General features: G+C 67.1%; 6 protein-coding genes. All 6 read left to right on the top strand.

The features are described 5' to 3' along the window. Nucleotides 1-21 precede the first annotated feature (21 nt). Nucleotides 22-438, top strand: a complete 417-nt coding sequence (gene yajC / locus ACIGKQ_RS05535; RefSeq protein ID WP_235722106.1) for a preprotein translocase subunit YajC — start codon at nt 22-24, stop codon at nt 436-438. Nucleotides 439-602: 164 nt separating this feature from the next. Beyond that, nucleotides 603-2,240: a protein translocase subunit SecD gene (secD, locus tag ACIGKQ_RS05540; RefSeq protein ID WP_235722105.1), complete on the top strand. Its 1,638-nt coding sequence runs from the start codon at nt 603-605 to the stop codon at nt 2,238-2,240. After that, a complete protein-coding gene (gene secF / locus ACIGKQ_RS05545) occupies nt 2,237-3,478 on the top strand; it encodes a protein translocase subunit SecF (RefSeq protein ID WP_235722104.1) in 1,242 nt (413 codons plus the stop codon). The genes secD and secF overlap by 4 nt, the downstream gene beginning before the upstream one ends. A 64-nt stretch (nt 3,479-3,542) precedes the next feature. Beyond that, nucleotides 3,543-5,198, top strand: a complete 1,656-nt coding sequence (locus ACIGKQ_RS05550; RefSeq protein ID WP_235722368.1) for an ABC transporter substrate-binding protein — start codon at nt 3,543-3,545, stop codon at nt 5,196-5,198. Next, nucleotides 5,191-5,781 (top strand): adenine phosphoribosyltransferase, encoded by a 591-nt coding sequence (locus ACIGKQ_RS05555; protein WP_235722103.1) that lies wholly within the window; start codon nt 5,191-5,193, stop codon nt 5,779-5,781. The genes ACIGKQ_RS05550 and ACIGKQ_RS05555 overlap by 8 nt, the downstream gene beginning before the upstream one ends. Nucleotides 5,782-5,900: 119 nt before the next feature. After that, nucleotides 5,901-8,393 carry a RelA/SpoT family protein gene (locus ACIGKQ_RS05560; protein WP_396572633.1) on the top strand — a complete coding sequence of 831 codons (2,493 nt, stop codon included), beginning with the start codon at nt 5,901-5,903 and terminating at the stop codon, nt 8,391-8,393. The last annotated feature ends 169 nt before the right edge of the window (nt 8,394-8,562 follow it).

An 8,562-nucleotide genomic window follows, 5' to 3' on the forward strand; every position in this document is an offset into this window, starting at 1 on the left:
CCGACAAGGATTGTTGCCGTCATGGAGTCCCTCTTCTTCCCCCTTTTGCTGGCCTTGCTGGCCGGATTCATGTTCCTGAGCATCCGTAAGCAGAAGAAGCGCATGACCGAGATGCAGGACATGCAGAACTCCGTGGCCACCGGGGCCCGCGTTCAACTGACGGCCGGCATGTACGCGACCGTCGTCGAGTCCACACCCGATTTCGTCGACCTGGAGATCGCCACCGGTGTGGTGACCCGGTTCAGTCGTCAGGCCATCGTGCGCGTGGTGCCCACCGACGAGGCCGCCGAGACGTACCCGGGTGCGCTGAGCACTCGTCCCGAAGCACTCGACGAGGACGCGGACGCGGGGCAGATCGAGAACCCGGGCACCGAGTCGCGCACCGACGACAGCTACTCCGCCGATCGCCCGGGCGAGGGTACGACCGACGACAAGTGACCCGGGAGCGGGTCGCGCTCGGCGGTCCGCCCGGTCCGAGCCGCAGGTGACCACCGGAGAACCGGTGGTTACCGCGGAGTCAGTAGAGTGAGCGTCCGACCGGATCGGGCGCGCGTGCCGACCGGTCGTGTCCGCACGCGCTTTCCTAGGAGACTAGAACACCTGTGACCACACCCCGCCGGGCGTCGGCGAAGCGGTCGGGACCTCCACGTGAGATTCCACCGTGGAGACCCCTGACCGCATTCTTCGTGTTGTTGGCCGTCGTCTACGGGCTGGTCTTCTTCACCGGAGGTGGATCGCCGACCCCGAAGCTCGGTATCGACCTGCAAGGCGGTACGCGGGTGACGCTCACCGCGCGTACCCCGGACGGGCAGCCTCCCTCGCGCGAGCAGCTCGACCAGGCGAAGCAGATCATCGAGCAGCGCGTCAACGGACTCGGTGTCTCGGGGTCCGAGGTGGTCGTCAACGGCGACAATCTGGTCATCACCGTTCCCGGTGACGACGGCGCCCAGGCGCGCACGCTCGGGCAGACGGCCCGATTGTTCGTCCGACCGGTGGAGAATGTGGCGCCCGCGACGCCACAGCCGGACGCCGACGATCAGAACGCTGAGGGTGGCGACGGACAGAACTCCGCTGCGCAGGACTCTCCCGAGGACGACGCCACGCAGGCGGCCGCCATCGCCGAACAACGCGAACTGCGGCAGGCCCCCGAGGGAGCCAATCTCGACGCGTTGAACGCGCAGATGGCCAAGATGGACTGTTCGCCCGACTCGTATGACGCATTGCAGGGCAATGACCTGCCCGATCAGTACCTCGTCGCCTGTTCAGAGGATGGCAGCGAGGTGTACCTGCTCGGTCCCGAGATCATCGACGGACGCGACATCGCCAACGCGTCGGCGGGTACCACCCAGCAGGCCGGCTCGTGGGTCGTGCAGGTGGAGTTCAAGAACGAGGCGAGGGACTTCTGGCCGACCTACACCGCCCAGAACATCGGTAAGCAGACCGCCTTCACCCTTGACACCAAGGTCGTCTCCGCCCCGCAGATCCAGGGTGCGATCACCACACCCCAGACCGAGATCAGCGGCGACTTCACCCAGCAGGATGCGAAAGACCTCGCCAACGTCCTCAAATACGGTTCGCTGCCGTTGTCCTTCGAGGCGTCCGACGCAGAGACGGTATCGGCGACGCTGGGACTGTCCTCGCTCAAGGCCGGCCTCATCGCCGGAGCCGTCGGCATGATCGCGGTGCTGATCTATGCGCTGCTCTACTACCGGATGCTCGGCATCCTGACGATGCTGTCGTTGGTGCTGGCCGGCGCGATGGTCTACGGGATCATCGTGCTGCTCGGCCGGTGGATCGGTTTCACTCTCGATCTCGCCGGCATCGCCGGACTCATCATCGGTATCGGTATGACCGCCGACTCGTTCGTCGTGTACTTCGAGCGGATCAAGGACGAGATGCGCGAGGGACGAAGTTTCCGCTCCGCGGTGCCTCGCGGTTGGGCCAGTGCCCGCCGCACCATCTGGTCGGGCAACGCGGTCAGCTTCATCGCCGCGGCGGTGATCTATGTGCTGGCCATCGGCGAGGTCCGCGGATTCGCCTTCACATTGGGTCTCACGACGATTCTCGACGTCGTGGTGGTGTTCCTGGTGACTCATCCGCTCGTGGTGCTGGCCAGTCGGTCGGAGTTCTTGTCACGACCGAAGGTCAACGGTCTCGGCGCGGTCAGCGAGGTGGCTCGGCGCCGTCGCGTGGCCGAGCGATCTGAGCGGGTCGCGGCGACGGAAGGATCGGCGAAATGACCAATGCGCAACGCCCCAATTCCGGGCGGGACGGCGGAGGACGCAGCGCCGTGGTCGGCGAGGTCACCTCCGAAACCACAGTCGAGCAGGGACCGGCCGGCCCCTCCGACGCCAACTACGTCGCCGAGAAGGACCGCTCGTTCCTCTCGCGGCTGTACACCGGTACCGGTGCGTTCGGGATCATCCCGTCGCGGCGGACCTGGTACATCGTCACCGCGGTGATCCTCGCCATCTGCATCGGGTCGATCGCCATCCGTGGCTTCACCCTCGGTATCGACTTCGAGGGGGGCACTCAGGTGTCCATCCCTGTTTCGGCCGGCGTCACCACCGACGCCGTCGAAGAGGTGTTCGCCGAGACGCTCGGCGAGGAACCGGAATCGGTGCAGACGGCTGGATCGGGATCCGCCGAGACGGTGCAGGTGCGGACCGAGACCCTCACCGCGGCCCAAACCGAACAGATCACCCGAGCATTGGCTGACCGGTTCGCGCCGGAACTGACCACCGCGGAGGTCAGCTCGTCCGACGTCAGCTCGACTTGGGGCGGCGAGATCACCGAGAAGATGCTGATCGCCCTGGTGGTGTTCTTGGTGATCGTGTTCATCTACATCACGATCCGGTTCGACCGGGAGATGTCGGTGGCAGCGCTCACCTCACTGTTCTTCGACATCATCGTCACCGCCGGTGTCTACTCGCTGGTCGGATGGGAGGTCACTCCGGCAACGGTCATCGGTCTGCTCACCATCCTCGGCTTCTCGATCTACGACACCGTCGTGGTGTTCGACAAGGTCTCCGAGAACACGCGGTCGGTCCTGCAGACCACCCGACGTACCTACGCCGAACAGGCCAACCTCGCGGTCAACCAGACCCTGATGCGCTCGATCAACACCACTGTCATCTCGGTGCTGCCGATCATCGCGTTGATGGTGATCGCGGTCTGGATGCTCGGCGTCGGCACGCTCAAGGACCTCGGCCTCATCCAGCTCGTCGGCGTGGTGGTCGGTGCCTACTCGTCGATCTTCCTGGCGGCCCCGCTGCTGGTGACGTTGAAAGAACGGCGCGCGGACATCTCGCGGCACACCAAACGGGTACTCGATCGCCGCGCCCGTGTGGAGGCGGGCGACGATCTCACCGACGATCCGCGACCGGCCCGTGGCCGCCCGTCGGGCCGCCGGCGCGCCAACCCGGCCGATGCCGACGCGCCCCAGACCCCGACCGGGAAGCCACGCCGGGCGCGTTAATGTACGGGACGTGACTGTGCGGAGCGGGTCGGGCGCCCGCCGACGAACCGGCCTGCCCGTGACAATGGCCACCTGCGTGGCGGTGGTGTTGCTGCTGACGGGACTGTTGACCGCCTGCGGCGAGGAAGGCCCGCCCTCGATCGACTACGCCCTCGACGCGCGGCTCGACACCTACAACGCGAACACCGTCGACGGCAACGCCGGCGGCGTGTTGATGGCGACCACCCGGATGCTGCCGGGGTTCAGCTATCTCGGCGCGTCCGGTCAGGTGACCCCTGACCGTGACATCGGTACCGTGACACCGGTCCCGGGCGCCGGTCTCACGTTGCGCTACGACTTCTCGCCGGCTGCGCGGTTCTCCGACGAGACGGCCCTCGACTGCGACGACCTGGTGCTGGCCTGGGCGGCGATGAGTGGGCGATTCCCGGGGTTCGCGCCGGCCACGACGGCCGGATACCGCGACATCGAGGCCGTGGACTGCGATCTCGCTTCGAAGACCGCGACCGTGCGCTTTGCGCGCGGCCGTGACTACCGCGACTGGCTGTCGCTGTTCGGTGCGGGCACCTTGCTGCCGGCACACGTCGTCGCGCGCCTGGCCGGTGTCGGTGACGTCGTGCGGCCGATCCGCTCCGGCGATCGGACCGCGATCAACAAGATCGCCGATGCGTGGAACACGGGTTTCGACCTGACCCCGGGGACCGTCGATCAGGCACGTTTCCCCGCCTCGGGGCCGTACCGGGTGCAGCAGTACTCGCAGTCGGGTGGCCTGGAGTTGGTCGCCAACGAATCGTGGTGGGGCGACGCCCCTGCGGTGTCACGGATCGTCTTGTGGGGGCGCGGCACCGACGCCGAGCGCCGACTGGCCGACGGTGACTTCGACATCGCCGATGTCAGTTCGGGCATCGTCGGCGGGGAGCTGGTGCCCGCGGGGGCCGAGGAAACCCGGATCCCATTGCCGAAGCCGAACCGCGCGCTCGCGGTGGAAGAGTTGGTACTCGCCCAGCGCGGGGTGTTTGCGGAGCTCAATGCCCGGCAGGCGTTCGCATCATGTGTTCCGCGTGATGCGCTCGCCCGCCAATTCGGACAGGGCGCCCAGATCTGGAATCTTCGGGTACTCGCGCCGGCCGACAACCTGGCCGGCCAGCTCAACGGCGCGTTCGGCAGGGCCTATGCGCGGCCCAACCTGAACCGGGCGCGCACCCTCGGCGCCGAGGCCGGCGACACTCCCATGACGGTCCGGATCGGATATCTCGCGCCGATGCAACGACGAGCGCAGATGGTGGCCGCCATCGCCGACTCTTGCCGGCAGGTGGGCATCGAGGTGGTCGACGCGGGGTCGGCCGACATCACCACGGGTGCGCTGGGCGGCGAGGTCGACGCCCTGATCGTGGCGAACGGGGCGTCGTTCGCCGCAGCCGGGGCGGCGAATCCGTCGCGCGATGCCTTCGCGCTGCGCGGTGGCGATCCGCTGGACATCAACAACTACCGCAACCCGCAGGTCAGTGGTGCCATCGACCGGCTGGTCGCCGCGGACCTGGCAGCCGACCGACTCGAGCTGGTGCGCACGATCGAGAACACCGCGTGGGCGACGCTGCCGTCGATCCCGCTTTTCGCCGCGCCGCGGATGCAGGTGTTCGGTCCCGGGGTCGATAATGTTGTGGCGGGGCTGGGCCGCAACGGGACCGGATGGAACATGGATCGGTGGACGGTACGTGACTGACGCAGCGCAAGTGTCCGGTGGCGACGAGACGACAGACCGGGCGGTGACCCGCGCGCGGCAGGCCATCGCCGATCACGCTCGACTGGTTCCGGACTTCCCGGAGCCCGGTATCGACTTCAAGGACCTCACCCCGGTGTTGGCCGACCCGGTCGGCTTGGCCGCGATCGTCACCGCATTGACCCACGGGTGCAGCGACGTCGATCTGGTGGCCGGGATCGATGCCCGCGGCTTCCTACTCGGCGGCGCGGTGGCGCGAGAGCTCGGTGTCGGAGTGCTGGCGGTGCGCAAGGGCGGCAAGCTGCCGCCACCCGTACACAGCGTCACCTACACACTCGAGTACGGCACGGCGACCCTCGAGATCCCGGCGAATGCGGTCGATGTCGCCACCCAGCGGATCCTGCTGGTCGATGACGTGTTGGCGACCGGTGGGACGGCCGTTGCGGCGGCGGAACTGCTCGGTCGCGCCGGGGGAGTCGTGGTCGGCGTGGCCGTCATCATGGAACTCGACGGCCTCGACGGTCGCGGCACCATTGCGCGCGGCTTGGGTGCGCAGCTGCCGGTACACGCGGTGACGACAGGGTGATCATCGGATACCTGCGCGCGCCGTCCGCTCGGCAGCGCGCGGTCCGGGATCGTCAGGCGGACTAGACTCGCCTCAACCGGTGTTGCTGTCATCGGTGACATCACCGGAAGGAGGTCAGGATGCACGACGAGGTCGACACCGATTCCCGTCAGGAGCAGACGGGGACGTCGAGTGCAGATGCCCGGCCTCTCCGTACGGACACCGCGGCGAACGGACGGTCGGCGCCACCACAAGGCGACGGTGGCGCGCCCACCCCCGCCGGCGCGCCCACCGCTGCCGGTGCGCCGGGCAGTGCGGGCGCCGCCGACGAAAGCGCTCGGGCAGCGCGTACCGAGACACTGGCACCACCGTCCACCTCGGCGTCGCGACGAGTCAGGGCGCGTCTGGCCCGGCGGATGACCGCCACCCGCAGCCCGGTGCGGCCGGTGCTCGAACCACTTGCGACGCTGCATCGGGAGATCTACCCGAAGGCCGATGTCGCGCTGCTGCAGCACGCCTATGACGTTGCCGATGAGCGGCACACCGGCCAGAAGCGTAAGTCCGGTGACCCCTACATCACCCATCCGCTGGCCGTCGCGACGATTCTGGCCGACCTCGGGATGGACACCACGACGCTGGTGGCGGCCCTGCTGCACGACACCGTCGAGGACACCGGCTACACCCTCGATCAGCTGGAGAAGGATTTCGGCGCCGAAGTGGCGCACCTCGTCGACGGCGTGACCAAGCTGGACAAGGTGGCGTTGGGCAGCGCTGCCGAGGCCGAGACGATCCGCAAGATGATCATCGCGATGGCGCGAGACCCGCGGGTCTTGGTCATCAAGGTGGCCGACCGGCTGCACAACATGCGTACGATGCGGTTCCTACCGCCGGAGAAGCAGGCGCGCAAGGCCCGCGAGACCCTGGAAGTCATTGCGCCGCTCGCGCATCGGCTGGGTATGGCGACGGTCAAATGGGAGCTCGAGGATCTGTCGTTCGCCATCCTGCATCCCAAGCGTTACGAGGAGATCGTCCGGCTCGTCGCCGATCGGGCACCGTCGCGGGACACGTATCTGGCTCGGGTGCGCGCCGACATCAACAACGCGCTCGGCGGCGCCCGGATCTCCGCGACCGTCGAGGGTCGGCCGAAGCATTACTGGTCGATCTATCAGAAGATGATCGTCAAGGGCCGTGACTTCGACGATATCCACGACCTCGTCGGGATCCGCATCCTGTGTGATGAGGTGCGTGACTGCTACGCCGCGGTCGGCGTGGTTCATTCGTTGTGGCAGCCGATGGCGGGTCGATTCAAGGACTACATCGCCCAGCCCCGGTTCGGGGTGTACCAGTCGTTGCACACGACGGTGATCGGCCCGGAGGGCAAGCCGCTCGAGGTGCAGATCCGGACTCACGAGATGCATCGGACCGCCGAGTTCGGCATCGCCGCCCATTGGCGCTACAAGGAGAACCGCGGAAAGGGCAAGGGGCCACGTAAATCCGACGCCGCCGAGATCGACGACATGGCGTGGATGCGTCAGCTGCTCGATTGGCAGCGTGAGGCCGCCGATCCCGGCGAGTTCCTGGAGTCCCTGCGCTACGACCTCGCGGTCCAGGAGATCTTCGTGTTCACCCCGAAGGGAGACGTGATCACGTTGCCCGCCGGGTCCACGCCGGTCGATTTCGCGTATGCGGTGCACACAGAGGTCGGTCACCGCTGCATCGGCGCCCGCGTCAACGGCCGGCTGGTGGCGCTGGAGCGCAAGCTCGAGAACGGTGAAGTGGTGGAGGTCTTCACGTCGAAGGCACCCAATGCCGGGCCCTCGAAGGACTGGCAGAACTTCGTCGTGTCGCCACGGGCGCGTGCCAAGATCCGGCAGTGGTTCGCCAAGGAGCGGCGTGAAGAAGCGCTGGAAACCGGCAAGGAGGCGATCGCCAAGGAAGTTCGACGCGGCGGACTCCCGTTGCAGCGCTTGATGAGTGCCGACTCCATGGCTGCGATCGCCAAGGAGTTGCGCTACCAGGATGTGACCGCGCTCTACACCGCGGTGGGGGAGAATCATGTGTCCGCGCGACACGTGGTCAACCGGCTGGTGGCGTCGCTGGGCGGCCTCGACGATGCGGTGGACGAGATCGCCGAGCGGTCGACGCCGTCCACATTGCCCACCCGTACACGCCACGGCGGCGATGCCGGCGTCATCGTGGAGGGCCTCGACAACGTGTTGGCGAAGCTCGCCAAGTGTTGTACGCCGGTACCGGGCGACGAGATCATGGGGTTCGTGACCCGCGGCGGTGGTATCAGTGTCCATCGCACCGACTGCACCAACGCGGCGTCGCTGCGTGAGCAGTCCGAACGGATCATCGGCGTCTCGTGGGCACCGTCGCCGTCGTCGGTGTTCCTCGTGGCCATCCAGGTGGAGGCCCTCGATCGGCATCGGCTGCTCTCGGATGTCACCAAGGTGCTTGCCGACGAGCGCGTGAACATTCTCTCGGCGTCGGTGACCACCAGCCGTGACCGGGTGGCTATCAGCAAGTTCACCTTCGAGATGGGCGATCCGAAGCATCTCGGGCACGTGCTCAACGTCGTCCGCAACGTCGAAGGCGTCTACGACGTCTACCGGGTGACCTCAGCCGCCTGAGCCTGAGCAGCGTGACCTCGGCCGCCTGAGCCCAGAGAGCGAGGCGCTAGCCGAGTGTCACGTTCTGTTCCCTGAGCCTGAATCCGTGGATGGGTTGTCGGGCGGGTGGGGTTGTGGTGTATGAATGCCTGGTTGTGTTGTGGGCGTGAGGCATTCACTGACCTGCGTC

Source organism: Gordonia sp. NPDC062954 (assembly GCF_044543825.1).
GTDB lineage: Bacteria > Actinomycetota > Actinomycetes > Mycobacteriales > Mycobacteriaceae > Gordonia > Gordonia tangerina.